This is a genomic window from Nocardioides dilutus, from assembly GCF_054779555.1.
Genome location: NZ_BAAGYA010000004.1, coordinates 83,343 through 103,302 on the forward strand (window position 1 = coordinate 83,343; position 19,960 = coordinate 103,302).

The following is a 19,960-nucleotide window of genomic DNA, read 5'->3' on the forward strand; positions in this document are numbered from 1 at the left end:
TCGGTAGCATCCCCTGTGAGCAATTCAGTGCGGATTGCGGTGACCAATGCGGTGCTGTCCAACACGGGGGACGCCGCGATCCTCCAGGCGATCAGGCAGTCGCTCGAGCGTCAGTGGTCGCCCACACCGGTCGAGGTGGTCGTCTTCGACGCAGCCGCCGCCGAGACGGCCGCTCATTACCCGGAGTGGTCGGTTCGGCAACAGGTCGCACTGGTGCCTCGACGGGGACCCCGAGCCGTCTGGATCGTGTGGCAGGTCGGTCTGTGTGGGTTGCTCATCGCCTGCAGCCTCGTGCCCTGGTCGCTCCACCTCCTCGCGCACGCGCCTGGCGCTCGTCGTTCGTGGATCGGCACCGCGCTGCGCGAGCTGCGCACGTGCAGCGCGGTCGTCAGCTCCGGCGGCACCTACCTCGTCGACCACTACAGCTTCCTCCACCGCTACGCCGAGATCCGTGTCGCCCGGGCGCTCGGCAAGCCGGTGCTGCTCTGGACCCAGAGCATGGGGCCGTTCGAGACTCGCCAGGCGCGGTTCCTGGCCCGCCGGATCGGGAGGAACGTCGACGCGGTGTTCTGCCGCGATCGACGGTCCATGGAGGCCTGGACCCGGGCCACCGCGAGCCCAGCACGTCTCGAGCTCGCGCCGGACGCCGTCTTCGCTCTCGAGCCGGCGCCCCACGATCAGGTGAGCCCGTCGGACGTGGCCATCGTCAGCGTGCGCGAATGGTCACGGGGCGTCGACACCAGTGCCCTCGACGTCGGCGGCTATCGCGACATGATGCGAGCCGCCGTCCAGGAGCTCGCCGCATCCGGCGCTTCGGTGCAGGCCTCGTCAACCTGCCAGGGCGTCCCGAGCTACGCCTACGACGACGCGGCGCACGCCGACCTCCTCCTCGGCGACCTCCCGGTGATGATCGACCGAGAGTTCCACCGTCCTGACGAGCTGATGGCAGTGGTGGCCGGGGCACGAGTCGTGGTCAGCACCCGGATGCACCTGGCGATCATGGCGCTCCTGGCGCGGGTGCCGGTCATCGCGGTGGCCTACGAGTTCAAGACAATCGAGCTCTTCTCGTCCCTGGGCCTGGCGGACTTCGTCATCTCGATCGAGGACTCGGACGTCGCGTGGATGCGAGCGAAGGTTCAGCAGTGCTGGCACGGCCGGGACGCGATCGTCAGCGAGGACACCCTCCAGGAGCTCAGGGCGCGTGCCCAGCGGCCGGCGGCCGTGCTCCGCGAGCTCGTGGACGAGCGGAGCTCTGCCGCAGCATCCTGAGGTCTCCGAGGTTCAGCACGAGCCAGCCAAGGACGAAGGACGCCGAAGCGACGACCCGCGCCGGGTCACCATCAGCGACCTGGATCATGGCAAGCCAAGCCGTGTAGCCCGCAGCCGCACGCACGGTGAGCCAGCCCCACCGTTGGCCCGACCGCACCCACACGACGACGTACGGAACCAGCGTGAACAGCACTGACCCCGCGAGGAAGCCGGTCGATGCCGCCGCCATCCCGTATGACTCCGCACCGGCAACCGTGATGACAACCCCGAGGCACAAGGCGGCCAACGCCGATACGGCCAGGACCCGGACACCCCACGCCGGTCCGTTCAGCAGCCACGCCTGGTGGGCCGTCACCGCACTGAGCGCGGTCCCGAACAGGAGCGGAACCAAGTACCTGTCCGCGCTCTGGAAGTCCGCGCCGAACACCAGTCTCAGCAGGGGACTCGCGAGGAGACCCGCCACAGCGAAGGGAGGCAGAGCGATGAGCACCGTCCCACGCATCAGCCGATCCACGCGCTTGGACAGCTGCCGCTCGTGTCCCGCGGCGTGGAGCTCGGCCAGCTCCGGCACGAAGGCCGTACGGACGGCCACGGCCAGCAAGGCGCCCGGAGTGGCCAGCGCCAGGGCAGCCGTGTAGAGGCCGACCTCCGCCGCCTCGGCACGGCTTCCGGCGATGACCATGGTGAGCTGAAGCAGCCCGGCCCACGACAGCACGAAGACAGTGCCCCAGGCGGCGTGACGGACCAGACTCCTGCGGACCTCTGCCGAGGCGGTGTCGCCGGGGTGCGGCCAGCCCCGCAAACCGGCGACCAGGTATCCCACGATCAACGGCACCAGCAGCAGCTCACTGCGTTCGGTCAGTAGCGCGAGCATCACCAGCGACAGGGCCACGGTGGATCCGAGGGCGTCCCACAGCGCGGCCGTCGCGAACTGGCCGCGGCCGATGCGGATGCCTCGGACCACGAGATAGCTCGAGTACGCGACCACCAGTCCGCCGCACTCGAGGCTGAGCAGACGGCCGTTCCCCAGGAGGAGTGACACTCCCGCTGCCAGCAGGCCCAGGACGACAGCGGTGGTGAGTGCCACCCGCACCGCCAGGTGAGCGACGACGTCGTCGTCCACCCCTCTCGTCGCCGCCACCAGCCGTGCGGCGGTCGACGCGATCGCCTGCGGACCGCACAGCGCCAGAAAGGTGGCGAGGGACACCAACAGCCCGACGTCACCCAGGGTGTGCGGACCCGCGACCCGTCCCACGAGGACGCTGAAACCCAGTCTGGTGAGGCCCTGCGCGACTGTGCCGGCCACCGACCACGTCATCGATGCGGACATACTGCGCCCGTGCAGCCGGCCGAGCTGCCTGCGAGGGGAACTCGTCACCGCGCGACGACCTCGTCGTAGAGGGTGGAGAACGTCCTTCCCACCTCGCTCCGGTCAAAGCTGCGGCCGAGCGTGGCGGCGACCTCCAGGGCCGAGGTGCGGTCGAGGAGTGCCGCGCCGCGACTTATGGCCGCGGCCAGCGCGGGCACGTCCCACGAGTCGACCAGCACGGAGTTGTCCGGGGTGCAGTACGCGACGAACCCGCCGCTGGCCGGGACGACCGCCGGTCTTCCCACGGCAATGGCCTCCGCCACGGCCGTGAAGAAGTTCTCCTGGTGGCTGGGCAGGAAGAAGAGGTGCGCGGCGGACAGATGACGCCAGACCTCGCTGGGGTCGACGGCACCGACCAGCGACACGTGTCCGCTCAGTCCCAGCTGGATCACTCGCGCCTCGACGGCCGCGCGGAGCGGCCCGTCGCCCACCCACGTGTAGTGCACGTCCATGCCGGACTTTCGCAGCCGGTGGATCGTCTCGACCGCGAGGAGCGGGTCCTTGCGATCATTGAGGAGCCCAACGCCGACGAGGCGCAGCGGTGGCTGGCCCGGCCAGGGCGCAGGGGCACCGGGCGGTTCCACCACGCACGGCACCACCCTCGTTGCGTCCCGCCGCGTGAAGTCACTCATCCGGTCGGCCAACGCAGGTGTCACGCCGGTGACGAGATGAGGCAGCCGGAGGACGTGACGCGTCCAACGCAGTCTCATCCACCAGGTGCCGACGCTCCCGGGCTCCGACACACCGTTCCAGTGCTCGGTGTGGACCCATGGGCGCCGACGGCTCAGCCAAGGGAGCGCACACACGAGCGCTGACGAGAACGCCATCGTGTGGAGGACGTCTGTGTCGCGAAGAGCCTCCCGGACGTGTCGCCACGCGCGCAGAACGGTCCAGGGTCTCCTGGGGTTGAGGACCACACGGCTCACCGCGAGGTCGAGAGTTGCGGTCGAACTCCCAGCATCCCGGCCGCCCAGCAGGACGTGAAGCACCCGGACCCGATGGCCCTGCTCCACAGCCGCGCGGACGTGCTCGACGATGAACGGCGTGCGGCTGGCGGCCGTGGCGTCGGGGAACCACGTCGTCACGACGAGCACTTCGTAGGACGCGCCGCTCATCGTGCGACCGGCGTCGAGAGCAGACGGGCGTACGTCGTTCGGACGAGCCGCTGCGGCAGCAGCCGGAACGCCCAGCGGACCGCAAGGTTCCGCGCCATGGTCCCCGGGCCGATGACCCCGTAGGAGCGGAGTCGCCGCTGCAGCTCGAGCTCGAGCGCGAGGTAGCCGCGCGCGGACCGGCGCTTGCGCATCGAGTCGCCGGCACGGAACAGCACCAGCGGCTCGTCCAGGTTCGTGAGCCGCGCTCCCCCGGCCAGGAGCCGCGCGAACAGGTCGTAGTCCTGCATGTACCGCATCGTCGGGTAGCCGCCGACCTCCAGGGCCAGACTCCGCCGGTAGACGACCGTCGGGTGGTTGATCGGGTTGTTGAAGCGCATCCGCCGGGCGATCGCCTCGTGATCGAGCGGGTTGGACCGCAGTCGGAGAGGACGGTCCGGATCCTCGTCGAACTCCCACATGGCCGAGCCGCAGAGATCCGCCCCGGACTCGCGCAGGGCCGCGACCTGACGCTCGAAGCGGTGCGGGACCAGCAGGTCGTCGGCGTCGGCCTTGGCGATCCAGGCGCCGGTCGCGGCCTGGAGCCCGGCCTGGTTGGCCACTCCCGCGCCCTGGTTGACGCTCAGCGGAACCCGGACGACGCCCGGGTGCCGCGCCGCGAAAGCGGCCAGCACGCGGTGCTGCTCCGGCGTCAGCGGGCCGTCCTCGACCACCACCACCTCGCGCGCCGGGAGGGTCTGCTCATAGATGCTGTCGAGGGCAGCGGCGAGGTGCTCGGGATCGACGCCGGCATAGACCGGCAGCACGACCGAGAGGTCCGTGTGGTCGTCGGTCATGTCGCGTTCGACTGGGCTGTCGCTGCGGGTTCTGCCGGTTCCGCCGCCCGACCGGCGCGGAACCTGAGGGCCACGGCGCCGAGGACCGACCACCCGGCCAGCGCCAGCGCCGCGGTGACGGCGATGGGGGGGTGTGCCCAGCCGGGGTCCTGCGCCGACACGTCCCGGTCGAGCTCGGCCAGCTGGACGTGGACCACCGAGACGACGTGCGCCACCGCCAGCATCGCGACTGCCAGCAGATGCAGGCCGCGGTCGCGACGCCCGATCCGCCACCGCGCGTGGTCCAGGGCAAGCCCGGCCAGCACCATCACGCCGGCCATGAACGGCAGCAGGTAGCGCCCCTGCCAGATGCCACCGCGACTCTCCAGCGTCAACGCCACCAGGACCGAGGGAACTGCGAGGCACAACAGGGCGGAGAGCACCACCGCCCGACGTGCCGACGAGTCACCGTGCCGCACGGCCGCGACGAGCAACGTGACCAGGACCAGGAGTACGAGCACATGGACCACCAGGGGGGCGGGCTGGTCCCGGTAGGGGAAGGCGCCGATGCTGCCGAGGATCCAGTTCGGCCAGCGGAGGGCCTGGCCCCAGCTCGGGTCGATCTCGCGGTTGAGGGCGCCCGGAGGGATCACGACGTTGCCGCGGTTCCAGGCGAAGACCGCCACTCTGGTGGCCACGGCGAGGGCGACAGTCAGACCGACCACCAGCGGGTGCCGGCCGGCGACCGCGAGGAGGGGCCTGACGCCGCGCAGCGCGACCACGCTCAAGAGGATCAACAGGACGAGGAGGGGACCCAGCCCCCGGAGACCGGCCAGCAGCACCACGCCCAGCGCTGCGGCGGTCAGCAGTCTCCGTTCCCGCCGGACATCGACGACCCCGGTCCCGAGGCCCAGCAACGCCCCCCAGAGACACAGACCGGCCGCCATCTCCAGTCCGTTGGGCGCGACCACCGTAGTCGTGTAGACGAGGGTCGGGCTGAGCCCGACCAGCAGACCCACCAACGCCCACGGCCCGCGCACCCACGTGGTCATGCACAGGACCCCGATCGCGAGCACCATGGCGCACAGCAGGGCCGACGCCGCGCGCATGGCGTACAGGGAACGCGCACCGTCGAACGACTCCCCCGCTGTTCCGACGATCCAGTAGTAGACCGGCACATAGCCGGCGGCCGACGTGGTCGCCAGCACGGTGCCGTCCGAGCCGGGCCCGTCGCCGTCGCAGGTGTTGCTCTCGATGTAGGGCAGGGACTCGCACTGGCCCTGCGAGGCAGCGACCAGTTCGGCCGGCACCTCGACGAGCAGCCCTCGGCCGCCCTCGGCCGGCTCCGTCAGCCGCCACTGGCCACTCGCGACACCGGCGGCGCGGAACGCGTGGTCGATCTCGTCCATCCCCCGGAACGGCGGGACGGCGAGCACCCAGGCGGCCTGCGCGAGCAGAACACCGAGCAGCATCAACGCGACGGCACGCGCCCCAACTCTCACGCGAAGACGGTAACGGCGCACCTGGGGCCAGGGCCTGACGACGGGCCGCACCCACCCGTTCGGAACCACCCCCTGGCCCGAACGGGCTACTCCGCCCAACCGTTCGGTCGGACCTGCCGGAGTCCCCCGCCGCCGGACGCCACCGTTCCTACGCTGGCAAGGTGAGCGACCGCCGCGTGACCGACACCGCCGTGGTCATCCCGATGCACAACGAGGCCGCGATGATCGGCTCGGTGGTCGAGGGTGTTCGGCGCCGGTTCGCCCACGTGGTGTGCGTGGACGACGGCAGCCACGACGGCTCCGCCGAGCTGGCCCTGGCGGCCGGCGCTGTAGTCGTGCGCCACCCGGGCAACCTGGGCCAGGGCGCCGCCATCGAGACCGGCATCCGGCACGCCCTCGACCGGCTCGACGTCTCCTACCTCGTGACGTTCGACGCAGACGGACAGCACGACGTGGACGACGCAGTGGCCATGGTGGACCTCGCGCGCCGCGACGACGTCCAGGTCGTCCTCGGCTCCCGGTTCCTGGGCGCCGCCCACGGAATGACCGGCTCGCGCCGTCTGGTTGTCCAGGCCGCGGTGCGGTTCACCCGCTCGACCACGGGTCTGCGCGTCACCGACACCCACAACGGCCTGCGGGTCCTGCGCCGGGACGCCGCCGAGCGGGTGCGGCTGCGCCTGCACGGCATGTCGCACGCCAGCGAGATCCTCGCGCTCATCAGGCGCCATGGCTTCACGTACGCCGAGCACCCGGTGACCATCAGCTACACCGACTACTCGCGCGCCAAGGGCCAGCGCGGCTACAACGCGCTCAACATCGTGTTCGAGCTCATGGTCGACCGGATGCGGGCGACGGCGTGATCATCAAGGTCGTCCTCATCGCGGCGCTGGCCGCGGCGGCCTTCGTGCTGATGCGCGGTCGCCGCACGGCCCTGAGCATGCTGGTTCGCCGCGGGCTGGCGCTGTCGGCGATCGTGGTAGGCATCGTCGCCGTGCTCGTCCCCGACGCACTGACCGAGGTCGCCCAGGCCGTCGGCGTGGGTCGTGGCGCGGACCTCCTGCTCTACCTCCTGTGCATCACGTTCCTGTTCGTGAGCATCGGGCTCTACATGCGGCTCACCGAGATGCACGACCGCTACGTCGAGCTCGCCCGCCGGCTCGCGCTGCACGAGGCGAACGCCGACGCGCACCAGCCCGCCGTCACGGAGCGCCGCCTCAGCTAGCCGAGGCCTCGACCCACCGGTCGAGGGTCTCCAGAGCGGCACCGCTGTCCACGGCCTGCGCCGCCCGGGCGATCCCGGCGGCGAGGCTCTCGTCGAGGGACGCCTGCCCCACGTCGTACGCCGCCTGCTCGACGGCCAGGGCGGCACCCGCGTTGAGCAGCACCGCGTCACGCACCGGCCCGGCCTCACCGGCCAGCAGCCGGCGTACGACCTCGGCGTTGTGAGCCGCGTCGCCGCCGCGTAGGTCCGCCACCGTGGCCGGTGCCAGGCCGTGCGCCAGCGGGTCGACGCTCGCGGTCGTGACCTCGCCGTCCTTGACCACCCACACCGACGACGTCGTCGTCGTGGTGAGCTCGTCGAGCCCGTCGTCGCCCCGGAAGACCCAGGCGTCCACGCCGCGCCGGGCGAACACCCCCGCCATGACCGGCGCCATCCGCGCGTCGGCGCAGCCGATGGCGTTGGCCTGGGGTCTGGCCGGGTTGGCGAGCGGGCCCAGGAAGTTGAACGTGGTGCCGATGCCGAGCTCGCGCCGGGGCACCGCGGTGTGGCGCATCGCCGGGTTGAAGGCCGCCGCGAACAAGAAGGTGATGCCCACCTCGGTCGCCAGGGCGGCGACCCGCGCGGGCGACAGGTCGAGCCGCACCCCGAGCGCCTCGAGGACGTCCGCCGACCCGGACTGGGAGGACGCCGACCGGTTGCCGTGCTTGACGACCCGTGCCCCCGCGCCGGCCGCCACGATGGCCGCCATCGTCGAGATGTTGACCGACATCGAGCGGTCCGCGCCGGTGCCGACGACGTCGAGGAGCCGGCCCTCCACCGAGATCGGCGTCGCGTGCTCGGCCATCGCCTCGACGAGTCCCTCGACCTCTTCGACGGTCTCGCCCTTGGCGCGCAGCGAGACCGCGAAGCCGGCGATCTGGGCCGGCGTCGCCTCACCGGCGAGGATCTCGCCCATCGCCCACGCGGTCTGGTCGCTCGTCAGGTCGGTCCGCGTGACGAGCGCGCCCAGGACCTCGGGCCAGGTGGACAACGGAGCGCTCAGGCGGTCGCCGGGGTCCGCGCGCGCAGCAGCGCGACCGCGGTCTCGGCGAGCTGGATCGGGTCGATCGGGTGCGGGACGGCGCCGTCGGCGCGCGACCAGGTGGCCAGCCAGGCGTCCTGTGGGCGACCGGTCAGCACCAGCAGCGGCGGGCACTGGTAGATCTCGTCCTTGAGCTGCTTGGCGATGCCCATGCCCCCGGCCGGGACTGCCTCGCCGTCCAGGATGGCCAGGTCGATCCCACCGGCGTCCATGTTCTGGATGACGACCGGCTCGGTCGCCACCTCGACGTAGGTCACCTCGGGCAGGTCCGGGAGCGGCCGGCGGCCCAGGGCGAGGATGACCTGCTGGCGGGTGTTCACGTCGTCGCTGTAGACGAGGACGCGGAGGTTCTTCTGGTCGGCCACGGCGCGATGTTATCGCTGCTCGCGTGCCTCGAGCAGATCGAGGCGCCGGTCCTCGCGTTCGGCCTCCTTCATGGAGGAGCGCACCCACTGGACGAACAGGACCCCGAAGAGCACCAGACCGATCAGGTCGCCGCTGGCCCACAGGATGCCGCCGGCGAGGTGCTGGTCGTCCATGGCGTCGGGCAGCCACGAGTAGCCAGCCTGCTCATGCAGCCGGGTGTAGTGGTCGCCGGCCAGCAAAGTCTCCTGGCCCATGATCGTGACCCCGAGGAAGGCGTGGAACGGGAGGGTGAGCACCGCCAGCATCATCCGGAACGGGTAGCCGACCCGCCCCGGGACCGGGTCGACCCCGGCCAGCGGCCAGAAGAACAGGGCGCCGACCAGCACCAGGTGCAGATGCATCATCTCGTGCACGTAGGCCGACTCCAGCGACGCGGCGTACCAGTCGGTGAAGTAGAGGGCCCATGGCGAGACCACGTAGACGAGCAGGGTCAAGGGTGGGAAGGACAGCACCTTGGCGACCCGCGAGTGAAGGACCGTGAGCAGCCACCGCCTGGGGGCCGGCGGGAGCGTGCGCAGGGCCAGAGTCACCGGGGCGCCGAGCGCCAGCGCGAGCGGCACCAGCATGGACAGCACCATGTGCTGGACCATGTGCACGCTCAGCAGGGTGGTGTCGTAGGCCGCCAGTCCCGAGGACGTGGCGACGTAGAACAGCCCCATCCCGACCCCCACGAACATCACGGTGCGGCCTGCCGGCCAGGCGTCCCCGCGGCGCCTCAGAGCCCGCACGCCGACCAGGTAGAGACCGGCTGCCCAGACGGTGACGACCAGGGGCACCGGGGCCAGTCCCCACTCGGTGATGACCCTGCCCGGGTCGAACGGCGGCACCTTCTCAGACTAGGTCGGACGCACCGCCGCCGAACACGCCCGCCCCGGGTCTGACCCCCGGAGCCGGTCACGACATAATGACCGCGTGGCGACAGCAGCGACGACCATTCCGGCCTCCCGTCTGCACGGGCACCACGACCGGCCGAGCATGGTCAGCGTCGGCACGATCATCTGGCTCTCCAGCGAGCTGATGTTCTTCGCGGCGCTGTTCGCGGCCTACTTCACGATCCGCTCGGTCAGCCCCGAGCTCTGGGACCAGAACACCGCCCTGCTCAACATCCCGTTCGCGTCGGTCAACACCACGGTCCTGGTGCTGTCGTCGCTCACCTGCCAGCTCGGCGTCTTCGCCGCCGAGCGCGGTCAGGTCGGCCGGCGCGGCCCGCTGTTTGACGTGCGTGGGTGGGGCCTGCGCGAGTGGTTCATCCTGACCTACTTCATGGGCGCGGTGTTCATCGCCGGGCAGGTGACCGAGTACGCCTCGCTCGTGCAGGAGGACGTGACGATCTCCAGCTCGGCCTACGGCTCGATGTTCTACCTGACCACGGGCTTCCACGGGATCCACGTGACCGGTGGTCTGATCGCCTTCCTGTTCGTCCTGGGCCGCACCTACATCGCCCGGCGCTTCACCCACGAGCAGGCGGTCAGCGCCATCGTGGTGTCTTACTACTGGCACTTCGTCGACGTCGTGTGGATCGGGCTGTTCGCCACGATCTACCTGATCAAGTGAGGGAGCGGATCTCCGGCATGAGGCACGTCAACGGCTGGACCAACCGCTGGGCCGGCCGTCTTTCGCGACACCGCCGCCGCCCGATCGCGGGCGCCGTCCTGCTCCTGCTCGGCCTGGTGCTGACCGGCAGCCTCTACGCCGCGTTCGCGCCCGCGCAGGCGGGCACGACCGACAGCAACGACGAGCTCGTCCGCGAGGGACGTGAGCTCTTCCTGGTCGGCTGCGCCACCTGCCACGGGCAGAACGGCGAGGGGATCGACACCGTCAAGGGCAACCACTTCGGCCCGTCGCTGGCCGGGGTCGGCGCTGCGGCGGTCGACTTCCAGGTCGGCACGGGCCGGATGCCGATGGCCCAGCCGGGCCAGCAGAACCCGGCAAAGCCCACGACCTACAGCCAGGACGAGATCGACGCCCTCGCGGCCTACGTCGCGAGCCTGGCCCCGGGCCCCTCGGTGCCGGACGAGGCGGACTACTCGACCGCCGACCTCAGCGAGGAGGAGAGGGTCGAGGCGATCGCCCGCGGCGGCCTGATCTTCCGGACCAACTGCACGGCATGCCATGCCTTCTCCGGCAAGGGCGGCGCGATGCCGCGCGGCGGCTACGCCCCCAACCTCAGCAACACCGAGGCCAAGTACATCTACGAGGCGATGATCACCGGCCCGGGCAACATGGACAACTTCTCCGACGGCAACCTGTCGCCCGAGGAGAAGCGGGACGTGATCGCCTACCTCTACTCGCTGCGCGAGCAGCCCGCCTACGGAGGTTTCACCCTGGGCGGCCTCGGCCCGGTGAGCGAAGGGCTGTTCGCCTGGGTGGTCGGGATCGGCGCGATGGTGGGGTTCGCCGTCTGGATCGCCGCCCACACCACCCGCTCGACGAAGCAGAAGGACGGTCACGCGGCATGAGCGCCGAAGGCAACGGCCACCCCGAGCAGAACGGCCACGGCGAGGACCACGGCCTCCCGGCGCTCCCGCCGGACGAGCCGATCGCAAACCCCGGTCTGCCCGCCCACACCTGGCGGCCCACTGACGTCGACCCGGAGCAGGAGAAGCGCGCGGAACGCCAGATCGCCGGTCTCTTCGGTCTCTCCACGGTCTGCGCCGTGCTCTTCGTGGTCGCCTACTTCACGCTCGACACCGGCGACAACCACGACACCGTCCTCGGGCTCGGGGCGTCGACAGTCGCGCTGGGGTCGGCCCTCGGCGGCGCACTGCTGCTCATCGGGATCGGGATGATCCAGTGGGCCCGCAAGCTGATGGCCGACCACGAGATCGTGGAGATGCGTCACCCCGCCCGCTCCTCCGACGAGGACCGCGAGGCCACCGTGGGCGCGCTGACCCAGGGAGTCGAGGAGTCCGGCATCGCCCGCCGTCCGCTGGTCCGCAACTCATTGCTCGGCGCGGTGACCGTGCTCCTGGCACCGGCGGTGGTGCTCTTCCGCGACCTGGGCCCGACCAACGCGCAGGTCACCGAGGACGGGGACTACCCCGGTGCCGGCCTCGAGCACACCGTCTGGCAGCGGGGCACCCGCGTCGTCCGCGACGTGGTCGGCACCCCGATCCGTCCCTCCGACCTAGTGATCGGCGACCTCGTCAACGCCGAGCCGGAGACGGTGTTCGCGGTCGACGAGAACGGCGAGCCGCTCCTCGAGGGGGTGCCGCTGCAGGTCGCGAAGTCGAAGGGCGCGGTGATCCTCACTCGGATGGATCCCGCCGACAACATCCCCGGCAAGGGCCGGGAGGACTGGGACGTCGACGGAATCCTCTGCTACTCCAAGATCTGCACCCACGTCGGCTGCCCGATCTCGCTCAACGAGCGCAAGACCCAGCACCTCCTCTGTCCCTGCCACCAGTCGACCTTCGACCTCGCGGACTCCGCGAAGGTGATCTTCGGCCCCGCGGCCCGAGCCCTGCCGCAGCTGCCGCTGATGGTCGACGAGGAGGGTTACCTCGTGGCCCAGAGCGACTTCCGCGAACCCGTTGGCCCCAGCTACTGGGAGCGCGACTCCCAGGCGAGCACGACCGAGTGAGTGAGCGGGGACTGAGATGAGCATCGACACCAGCAAGGTCGCAGACAGCAACACCTCCGCGGCGACCGCGAAGAAGCCCAACCGCGCAGGCGCCGTCGCCACCTGGGCCGACGACCGGCTCGGCCTGGCGACGGTGATGAAGAAGAACCTGCGCAAGGTCTTCCCCGACCACTGGTCCTTCATGCTGGGCGAGGTCGCCCTCTGGAGCTTCGTGGTCCTGCTGCTGACGGGCGTCTTCCTGACCTTCTGGTACGTCCCGAGCATGGGCGAGGTCCACTACGGCGGCTCCTACGACCCGCTGCGGGGCGTGGAGATGTCGGAGGCCTACGCCTCGAGCCTGAAGCTGTCCTTCGACGTGCGTGGCGGCCTGCTCATGCGCCAGATGCACCACTGGTCGGCGATGCTCTTCATCGCGGCGATGATGATCCACCTGCTGCGCGTGTTCTTCACCGGCGCCCACCGCAAGCCCCGCGAGCTCAACTGGGTGATCGGCTGCCTGCTGCTGTTCCTCGGCACCCTCGAGGGCTTCACGGGCTACTCCCTGCCCGACGACCTGCTCTCCGGCACCGGCATCAGGGCGGCCGACGGGTTCCTGAAGGCGAGCCCGGTCGTCGGGACCTACATGTCGTTCTTCCTCTTCGGCGGTGAGTTCCCGGGTGCCTCGATCATCCCGCGGTTCTACACGATCCACGTGCTCCTGATCCCGGGGCTGCTGCTCGCCCTGATCACCGCGCACATGCTGCTCCTCGTCTACCACAAGCACACGCAGTGGCCCGGCCCCGGCCGCACCGAGCACAACGTGGTCGGCTACCCGATGCTGCCGGTCTACGCCGCCAAGGCCGGCGGGTTCTTCTTCATCGTCTTCGGCGTCACGGCGCTGATGGGCGGGCTGATGTCCATCAACCCGGTGTGGCTGTTCGGCCCCTACGACCCGTCCAAGGTCACGGCCGGTTCCCAGCCCGACTGGTACATGGGCTGGCCGGACGGCTTGCTGCGCATCATGCCGGGCATCGAGAGCCACATCTTCGGTCACACGATCTCGTGGAACGTGATGGTCCCGATCCTGCTCGTCCCGCCGCTGATGCTGACGATCCTGATCCTCCTGCCGTTCCTCGAGCAGTGGATCACGGGCGACAAGCGGGACCACCACCTTCTCCAGCGACCGCGCAACGCCCCGACCCGCACCGCGGTGATGGTCGCGCTGATGACGTTCTACGGCCTGTCCTGGGCAGCCGGCGGCAACGACCTGATCGCGATCACGTTCGACCTGTCGATCAACCAGATCACCTACTTCATGCGGGCGGCGGTGTTCCTCGGCCCGGTCATCGCGTTCATCATCACCAAGCGCTGGTGCATCTCTCTGCAGCGCAAGGACGAGGAGCTCCTGCTCCACGGCTACGAGACCGGCATCATCATGCGGTCTCCGGAGGGCGGCTACTCCGAGCGGCACCTGCCGATCAGCGAGGCCCGGGCCTTCACGATGACCGCCCGCGACCGCGACCCGGACCTCGCCGAGCTGCAGGCCGGCTCGGACGGCACCGACGCCAACGGGCTCGAGCCCAAGCGCAGCCCGCTCGCCGGCATCCGTCGCCGTCTGCAGACCACGATGTACGCCGACAACGTGCAGAAGCCGACGGTCGAGGAGCTCGAGGCGGGCCACCACCACGCCGAGCACGAGCACGAGCTCCAGGCGCCGCTGGAAGGCGTGTCGGCCGACGGTCACCAGTTCGACGGTCACCACCTCGTCGAGGACGAGGCGCTCCGCGGCGATCACTAGCCCCACGCGTGTCGAGCGAGCGAAGCGAGCGAGACACGCGAGGGCGGCGGTGGTCGAGGAGGTCGCGCAGCGACCGTCACGAGACCAGGTGACACGAGGCTGGAAGGCGACCACATGGCCGACCACGTGACAGTCACGTTCGGGATCGACACGTTCGGCGACGTGACCGTCGACGGGGACGGACGACGCCTGAGTGACGCCGAGGTGCTCCGCAACGTCGTCGAGGAGGCCGTGCTGGCCGAACAGGTCGGCCTGGACCACGTGAGCATCGGCGAGCACCACCGAGACGACTTCGCGGTCTCCTCGCCCGACATGGTGCTGGCCGCGATCGCCTCGCGCACCGAACGCGTCACCCTGGGCACGGCGGTCACGGTGCTGAGCTCCGACGACCCCGTGCGCGTCTACGAGCGGTTCGCCACCCTGGACGCCGTCTCCCACGGCCGCGCCGAGGTCACCCTCGGGCGTGGCTCGTTCACCGAGTCGTTCCCGCTGTTCGGCTACGACCTCGCCGACTACGAGATCCTGTTCGCGGAGAAGCTCGACCTGTTCGCCCGGTTGCGCAGCGAGCAGCCGGTCTCGTGGGAGGGCCGCACCCGACGGCCGCTGGTCGATGCCGACGTCCACCCCAAGACCGAGCGCGGCATGATCCCCACCTGGATCGGCGTCGGCGGCTCTCCCGAGTCGGTCGTCCGCGCCGCGAGGTACGGCCTGCCGCTCATGCTGGCGATCATCGGCGGCGACCCCGCTCGTTTCGCGCCATACGTCGAGCTCTACCACCGGGCTCTGCAGGAGCTGGACCAGCCGACGCTGCCGGTCGGCGTCCACTCCCCCGGCTTCGTCGCGGCGTCCGACGACCACGCGCGCGAGCTGCTGTGGCCGCACTACCGGGCGATGAGGGACCGGATCGGCCGGGACCGAGGCTGGCCGCCCGCCACCCGCGAGCAGTACGACGCCGAGGCGACACACGGTGCGCTCATGGTCGGCTCGCCGGAGAGCGTTGCGCAGCGGATCGCCCGCACCATCGAGGTCCTCGGCCTGTCCCGGTTCGACCTCAAGTACAGCAACGGCACGATGCCGCACGAACACCTGATGACCGCCATCGAGCTATACGGCACCCAGGTCGTCCCCCGCGTCAAGGACCTGCTGAGCTGAATACCCGCACGAGGTCCGGGCGCCTCAGCGCATCAGAACGACGGCCCGAGGCCACGGGCGCTTGAATCTGCGAGCGAAGCGAGCGCGCCCCGCGATCGGTCCCGCGCGCACGATGGACGGCGGAGCTCCGCGGAGCGGAGCGGAGCGTCCGTCGTGGGCCGGGGCCGAAGCTCGCGGGGGTATCAGGACAGCGCTGATCCTTGTTGGTACTCGGCCCAGGTGAGGTTCCAGTCGGACCAGCCGTTGCCGGGCTCGATGGTGCGGTCGGTGCCGACATACTCGACCACGTCTCCGCGCACGCTCATGTGGTAGAGCCAGTCGGCGTCGGCGGTGCTCAAGCCGGTGCACCCGTGGGAGACGTTGGCCGAGCCCTGTGAGCCGACCGACCAGGGTGCGGCGTGGATGAACTCGCCGGAGGAGGTCACCCGCATCGCCCACTGGACGTTGTCGATGTCGTAGCCGTCGGCGCTGTCGGCGGGGATGCCGACCGTTTCGGAGTTCATCCGCTTGGCGTCGAACTTCTCCATGATGACCTTGATGCCTGACCGGGTGGTGAACTTCGGCTCCTCACCGGTCGTCACCGGCAGGGTGCGCAGCAGCTTGCCGTTGGACAGCACCCGCATCTGGTAGGTGTCCATGTTCACCTTGTAGACGTGGGCGTCACCGACCTGGAAGTCGACGTGCCGGCTCTCCTGGCCGTAGATGCCGTTGCCGGCAGGGACGCTGTTGACATCGACGTCGACGCTGACCGTGGTCCCGGCCTTCCAGTATTTCTTGGTCCGGTAGTGAACCGTCTGGTCACTCAGCCAGTACCACCCACCGGCCTGTTCTGGCGTGGACGTGACCTTCATGTGGCGCTCGAAGGAGGCGCGGTCGGTCACGGGGACGTCGAAGTTGACGATGATCGGCATCCCCACGCCCACGGTCTCACCGGCGAGGGGCGCCACCGAGGGGTAGGTCTGCTGGTCCAGTGAGAGGTCCTGGGTGCTGAAGCGCGACCGCCGGGTGACGACGTCGCCGTCCGCGCCCCGGACGGTCGCCTCCACGGCGTACGTCGTGGCGGGCTCGAGGCGGTCCTCGGTCTTCCACATGCCGCCGTCGCCCGAGATCGTCCCTTCCAGGGCACCGACCTCGCCAGAGCCGGTCACCGTGACCGTGCTCAGCCGGCCGTGGGTCGCCGCGATCCGCAACAGCGTGTCCACCGGGACGTCGCGGGCGCCCCTCTTGACGTTGCTCCTGATGGAGGCGGCCGGCGCCTCGGAGTCCTCGGTCGCCGACGCGGAGGGACTGCTGTCCTCAGCCCCCGGACCCGCGTCCGGGCCGGCCGATCCTGCCTCGCAGGCGCTGAGCAGCGTCGCGGCCAGGACGAGCGCGACGGCGCCGGTCGTCGAACGGACGGCCAGGGAGGTCATCAGGGGCTCCAGAGGGGTAGGTCGATCAGCCTTTGAAAGGCTAACCAAGGCGTCCTACAGGAGACGAAACGGCGACGCAGAAGGTTGCGTCTAGTGAGCGTGCTCACCCCGGTAGTACTCGAAGATCCATCCCGACAGCGCGATCGCGCCGAAAGCGCCCCCGATGATCACCAGCCACCAGGCGAGCATCGCCACGCCGTAGGTCACGGTGCCCAACGCCAGGGCACACCACAGCGGCCACCACGAGTAGGGCGGGAAGAACCCCAGCTCACCGGCGCCGTCGGCGATCTCGGCGTCCTTCCGGTCCTCCGGACGCGGGTCCATCTTGTTGGCGTGGAAGCCGAGGAAGATGGTCACCATCAGCACCAGCAGGAAGGTCATGGCCAGCGCCGAGGTGCCGGTCCAGTCACCGCCACCTGTGTGGGAGCTGGCGTCGGTCACGAGCCAGTAGGCCGGGGTGACCAGGAGGAAGAAGATCGCGCACGCCCCGAAGATCCACGCCTCCGCCTTCACCGGCTCTCACCCTTCTCGTCGTCGAGCCGGTCCTCGACCAGCTCCTCACGCCCCTCCATGTCCGGCGCGTCCGCCAGCCGACCCTCGGCGGCCGCCTCGTTCTGGTCGAGCTCGATCGCGGCGACCTCGGGGTGGTGCAGGTCGAACGCGGGCGACTCGGAGCGGATCCGCGGGATGGTGACGAAGTTGTGCCGCGGCGGCGGGCAGCTCGTGGCCCACTCGAGCGAGCGGCCCCAGCCCCAGGGGTCGTCGACCTCGACCAGCGGCGCCTTGCGGGAGATGTAGACGTTGTAGAAGAACGGGAGCGTCGAGGCACCCAGCAGGAACGCACCGACCGTCGAGACCTGGTTGAGCGCAGTGAAGCCGTCCTCGGGCAGGTAGTCCGCGATCCGGCGCTGCATCCCCTCCACACCCAGCCAGTGCTGCACCAGGAACGTCGTGTGGAAGCCGACGAACACCATCCAGAAGTGCACCTTGCCCAGCCGCTCGTCGAGCATCCGGCCGGTCATCTTCGGCCACCAGAAGTAGAAGCCCGCGAACATCGCGAAGACGACCGTCCCGAACACCACGTAGTGGAAGTGCGCGACCACGAAGTAGGAGTCGGAGACGTGGAAGTCCAGGGGTGGGCTGGCCAGGATGATGCCGGTGAGGCCACCGAACAGGAAGGTCGTGAGGAAGCCGATCGTCCACAGCATGGGGGTGTCGAAGGACAGACTTCCCCCCCACATCGTGCCGATCCAGTTGAAGAACTTGACCCCTGTAGGAACGGCGATCAGGAACGTCATGCCGCTGAAGAACGGCAGGTCGACCGCCCCGGTGACGAACATGTGGTGCGCCCAGACCGCCACCGAGAGGATCGCGATGCCGAGCGTCGCGCCCACCAGGCCGATGTAGCCGAAGATCGGCTTGCGGCTGAACACCGGCAGGATCTCGGTCACGATGCCGAAGAACGGCAGCGCGATGATGTAGACCTCGGGGTGCCCGAAGAACCAGAACAGGTGCTGCCACAGGACCGCGCCGCCGTGGGCGGAGTCGAACACGTTGGCGCCCAGCTGGCGGTCGGCCTCCAGCATCAGCAGTGCGCCGGCCAGCACCGGGAACGCGATGAGCACCAGCAGGCTGGTGACCAGGGTGTTCCAGACGAAGATCGGCATCCGGAACATGGTCATGCCGGGGGCACGCATGCAGATGATCGTGGTGATGAAGTTGACCGCACCCAGGATGGTGCCCAGACCGGCCATCCAGAGCCCCATGATGCCGAGGTCGCCGCCGACGCCGGGCGAGCGCACGGCGTCGGACAGGGGCACATACATGAACCAGCCGAAGTCGGCCGCACCTGCCGGGGTCAGGAAGCCGGAGGCCGCGATCAGGCCACCGAAGAGGAAGAGCCAGTAGCTGAACATGTTGAGCCGCGGGAACGCGACGTCCGGCGAGCCGATCTGCAGCGGCATGATCACGTTGCCGAACCCGAAGAAGAGCGGCGTCGCGAACAGCAGCAGCATGATCAGCCCGTGCATCGTGAAGAGCTGGTTGTAGAGCTGCTCGTTGACGACCTGCTGGCCCGGGTAGGCGAGCTCGGAGCGGATCAGCATCGCCAACAGGCCGCCGACCATGAACCAGGCGAAGGAGGTGACGAGGTAGAGCTTGCCGATCAGCTTGTGGTCGGTCGTGGTGAGGATCCGCGCGAGCTGCTGGCCGAGCGGCCTGCGCGCGGGGGTCGCGGCGGTGGGGTGGGACGCAGTGGCGGTCACTCGGAGTCCTCTTCCTCTGCAGTGCCTTCAGCGCCGTCGAGGCCTTGCTGGGTGTAGGCGTCCTGGCCGCCGCGCACGGGCTCGTCGGCAGTCTGGCCGGCCTCCTCGAGCTCCGCGACGTGGGCGTCGTAGGCCTCGCGGCTCACGACGTGCACCTCGAAGAGCATCCGCGAGTGGTAGACCCCGCACAGCTCGTAGCAGGCCCCGCGGTAGACACCCTCGCGGGTCGGGGTGATGACGTAGTGGTTGACCCGGCCGGGGATGACGTCCATGCGCATCAGGAAGCTGGGGACACCGAAGTTGTGGATCACGTCGGGGCTGTAGAGGTTGAAGCGGGTCGTCTCGTCGACCGGCAGCCACAGCTCCGGGATGCGCGAGCCGGTGCCGGCCTCGTAGGCGTACTCCTCGTAGGAGTATCGGTCGTCCGTGCGGTCGTCGTCGGCACTCGGGTCGAGCTCGCCGAGACCGTAGTTGAACGTCCACGACCACTGCTGGCCGGTGACCTCGACGATGTTGTCGGGCACGGCCTCGTCGCGCAGCACGTCGTTCTGCACCTTCACCGTGTGGTTGAAGAACACGATGACCATGACGACGGGTGCGAGCGTGTAGAAGATCTCCAGCGGCAGGTTGTAGCGCGTCTGGATCGGGATCTCGTCGTCGCTGCGGCGGCGGAACTTCACCACGGCGAAGAAGATCAGGCCCCAGACGACCACGCCGGTGATCAGTGCCGCGATCCAGGCCCCCTGCCACAGGTCGAGGATCTCCTCCCCCTGCACCGACGCGGGGTCGGGCATGGCGAGCCGACCGGCCTCGGTGTCGTCGGAACAACCGCTCAACAACAGCGCGGCACCGACGAGTGGAATGCCCCATCGCCCAAGGCGCTGAAGACCCACAAGAGCCCCTCTCGACTCACTGCGAACATCACTGATCTGGCAAGTGCTGACCCTAGCCCAACGCTGCCGCCCGCCGGGCTCCG

Annotated in this window: 19 protein-coding genes; 8 read left to right on the top strand and 11 right to left on the bottom strand. The window is 69.8% G+C overall.

The genetic code is table 11. From position 1 onward, the window contains the following. The first annotated feature begins 15 nt into the window (after positions 1 to 15). Positions 16 to 1,269 carry a polysaccharide pyruvyl transferase family protein gene (locus tag ACYVC6_RS21650; RefSeq protein ID WP_460716616.1) on the top strand — a complete coding sequence of 418 codons (1,254 nt, stop codon included), beginning with the start codon at positions 16 to 18 and terminating at the stop codon, positions 1,267 to 1,269. Here ACYVC6_RS21650 and ACYVC6_RS21655 read toward each other — a convergent pair. From ACYVC6_RS21655 to ACYVC6_RS21670, 4 genes are read right to left on the bottom strand one after another with little or no spacing between them, the layout of a single operon-like run. Continuing rightward, positions 1,193 to 2,599 carry a lipopolysaccharide biosynthesis protein gene (locus tag ACYVC6_RS21655; RefSeq protein WP_460716617.1) on the bottom strand — a complete coding sequence of 469 codons (1,407 nt, stop codon included), beginning with the start codon at positions 2,597 to 2,599 and terminating at the stop codon, positions 1,193 to 1,195. The genes ACYVC6_RS21650 and ACYVC6_RS21655 overlap by 77 nt on opposite strands. 44 nt (positions 2,600 to 2,643) lie before the next feature. Beyond that, the gene (locus ACYVC6_RS21660; protein WP_460716618.1) at positions 2,644 to 3,753 is read right to left on the bottom strand and encodes a glycosyltransferase family 4 protein; all 1,110 of its coding nucleotides are present in this window, start codon (positions 3,751 to 3,753) and stop codon (positions 2,644 to 2,646) included. Next, on the bottom strand, positions 3,750 to 4,586 hold the full coding sequence (locus ACYVC6_RS21665; protein ID WP_460716619.1) for a glycosyltransferase: 837 nt from the start codon (positions 4,584 to 4,586) through the stop codon (positions 3,750 to 3,752). Before ACYVC6_RS21665 ends, ACYVC6_RS21660 begins: the two co-directional genes overlap by 4 nt. Then, positions 4,583 to 6,067, bottom strand: coding sequence for a DUF2142 domain-containing protein (locus tag ACYVC6_RS21670; protein WP_460716621.1), 1,485 nt, complete (start codon positions 6,065 to 6,067; stop codon positions 4,583 to 4,585). The genes ACYVC6_RS21665 and ACYVC6_RS21670 overlap by 4 nt, the downstream gene beginning before the upstream one ends. A 161-nt stretch (positions 6,068 to 6,228) precedes the next feature. Here ACYVC6_RS21670 and ACYVC6_RS21675 point away from each other — a divergent pair, with 161 nt between their 5' ends. Together ACYVC6_RS21675 and ACYVC6_RS21680 are read left to right on the top strand one after the other, a co-directional pair. Beyond that, a complete protein-coding gene (locus ACYVC6_RS21675; RefSeq protein ID WP_460716622.1) occupies positions 6,229 to 6,927 on the top strand; it encodes a glycosyltransferase family 2 protein in 699 nt (232 codons plus the stop codon). Beyond that, entirely contained in the window at positions 6,924 to 7,289 is a 366-nt protein-coding gene (locus ACYVC6_RS21680; protein WP_460716623.1) for a DUF2304 family protein, read from the top strand. Before ACYVC6_RS21675 ends, ACYVC6_RS21680 begins: the two co-directional genes overlap by 4 nt. Here ACYVC6_RS21680 and trpD read toward each other — a convergent pair. The 3 genes from trpD to ACYVC6_RS21695 are packed head-to-tail and all read right to left on the bottom strand — an operon-like array spanning position 7,282 to position 9,623. Continuing rightward, positions 7,282 to 8,319, bottom strand: coding sequence for an anthranilate phosphoribosyltransferase (gene trpD, locus ACYVC6_RS21685; protein WP_460716624.1), 1,038 nt, complete (start codon positions 8,317 to 8,319; stop codon positions 7,282 to 7,284). The two genes, ACYVC6_RS21680 and trpD, sit on opposite strands and share 8 nt — an antisense overlap. Positions 8,320 to 8,327: 8 nt before the next feature. Continuing rightward, a complete protein-coding gene (locus ACYVC6_RS21690; protein ID WP_460716625.1) occupies positions 8,328 to 8,735 on the bottom strand; it encodes an Rv3143 family two-component system response regulator in 408 nt (135 codons plus the stop codon). A 9-nt stretch (positions 8,736 to 8,744) separates the two neighbouring features. Continuing rightward, complete coding sequence (locus tag ACYVC6_RS21695) at positions 8,745 to 9,623, bottom strand: cytochrome c oxidase assembly protein (protein WP_460716626.1); 879 nt, start codon at positions 9,621 to 9,623, stop codon at positions 8,745 to 8,747. Between the two features lie 85 nt (positions 9,624 to 9,708). Here ACYVC6_RS21695 and ctaE point away from each other — a divergent pair, with 85 nt between their 5' ends. From ctaE to ACYVC6_RS21720, 5 genes are all read left to right on the top strand, one after another. Next, complete coding sequence (gene ctaE / locus ACYVC6_RS21700) at positions 9,709 to 10,350, top strand: aa3-type cytochrome oxidase subunit III (RefSeq protein ID WP_460716627.1); 642 nt, start codon at positions 9,709 to 9,711, stop codon at positions 10,348 to 10,350. Positions 10,351 to 10,367: 17 nt separating this feature from the next. Continuing rightward, positions 10,368 to 11,255 (top strand): cytochrome bc1 complex diheme cytochrome c subunit, encoded by an 888-nt coding sequence (gene qcrC / locus ACYVC6_RS21705; protein ID WP_460716628.1) that lies wholly within the window; start codon positions 10,368 to 10,370, stop codon positions 11,253 to 11,255. Then, the gene (gene qcrA / locus ACYVC6_RS21710) at positions 11,252 to 12,379 is read left to right on the top strand and encodes a cytochrome bc1 complex Rieske iron-sulfur subunit (RefSeq protein WP_460716629.1); all 1,128 of its coding nucleotides are present in this window, start codon (positions 11,252 to 11,254) and stop codon (positions 12,377 to 12,379) included. The genes qcrC and qcrA overlap by 4 nt, the downstream gene beginning before the upstream one ends. A 16-nt stretch (positions 12,380 to 12,395) precedes the next feature. Further along, on the top strand, positions 12,396 to 14,156 hold the full coding sequence (gene qcrB / locus ACYVC6_RS21715; protein ID WP_460716630.1) for a cytochrome bc1 complex cytochrome b subunit: 1,761 nt from the start codon (positions 12,396 to 12,398) through the stop codon (positions 14,154 to 14,156). Between the two features lie 114 nt (positions 14,157 to 14,270). Then, positions 14,271 to 15,308 carry an LLM class flavin-dependent oxidoreductase gene (locus ACYVC6_RS21720; protein WP_460716631.1) on the top strand — a complete coding sequence of 346 codons (1,038 nt, stop codon included), beginning with the start codon at positions 14,271 to 14,273 and terminating at the stop codon, positions 15,306 to 15,308. Between the two features lie 182 nt (positions 15,309 to 15,490). On the opposite strand, the gene ACYVC6_RS21725 is transcribed toward ACYVC6_RS21720, so the two are convergent. From ACYVC6_RS21725 to ctaC, 4 genes are all read right to left on the bottom strand, one after another. After that, complete coding sequence (locus tag ACYVC6_RS21725; protein ID WP_460716632.1) at positions 15,491 to 16,720, bottom strand: L,D-transpeptidase; 1,230 nt, start codon at positions 16,718 to 16,720, stop codon at positions 15,491 to 15,493. 90 nt (positions 16,721 to 16,810) lie between these two features. Next, positions 16,811 to 17,233, bottom strand: coding sequence for a cytochrome c oxidase subunit 4 (locus tag ACYVC6_RS21730; RefSeq protein WP_460716633.1), 423 nt, complete (start codon positions 17,231 to 17,233; stop codon positions 16,811 to 16,813). After that, positions 17,230 to 18,984: an aa3-type cytochrome oxidase subunit I gene (gene ctaD / locus ACYVC6_RS21735; protein WP_460716634.1), complete on the bottom strand. Its 1,755-nt coding sequence runs from the start codon at positions 18,982 to 18,984 to the stop codon at positions 17,230 to 17,232. Before ctaD ends, ACYVC6_RS21730 begins: the two co-directional genes overlap by 4 nt. Further along, entirely contained in the window at positions 18,981 to 19,877 is an 897-nt protein-coding gene (gene ctaC / locus ACYVC6_RS21740) for an aa3-type cytochrome oxidase subunit II (RefSeq protein WP_460716635.1), read from the bottom strand. Before ctaC ends, ctaD begins: the two co-directional genes overlap by 4 nt. Between the last annotated feature and the right edge of the window lie 83 nt (positions 19,878 to 19,960).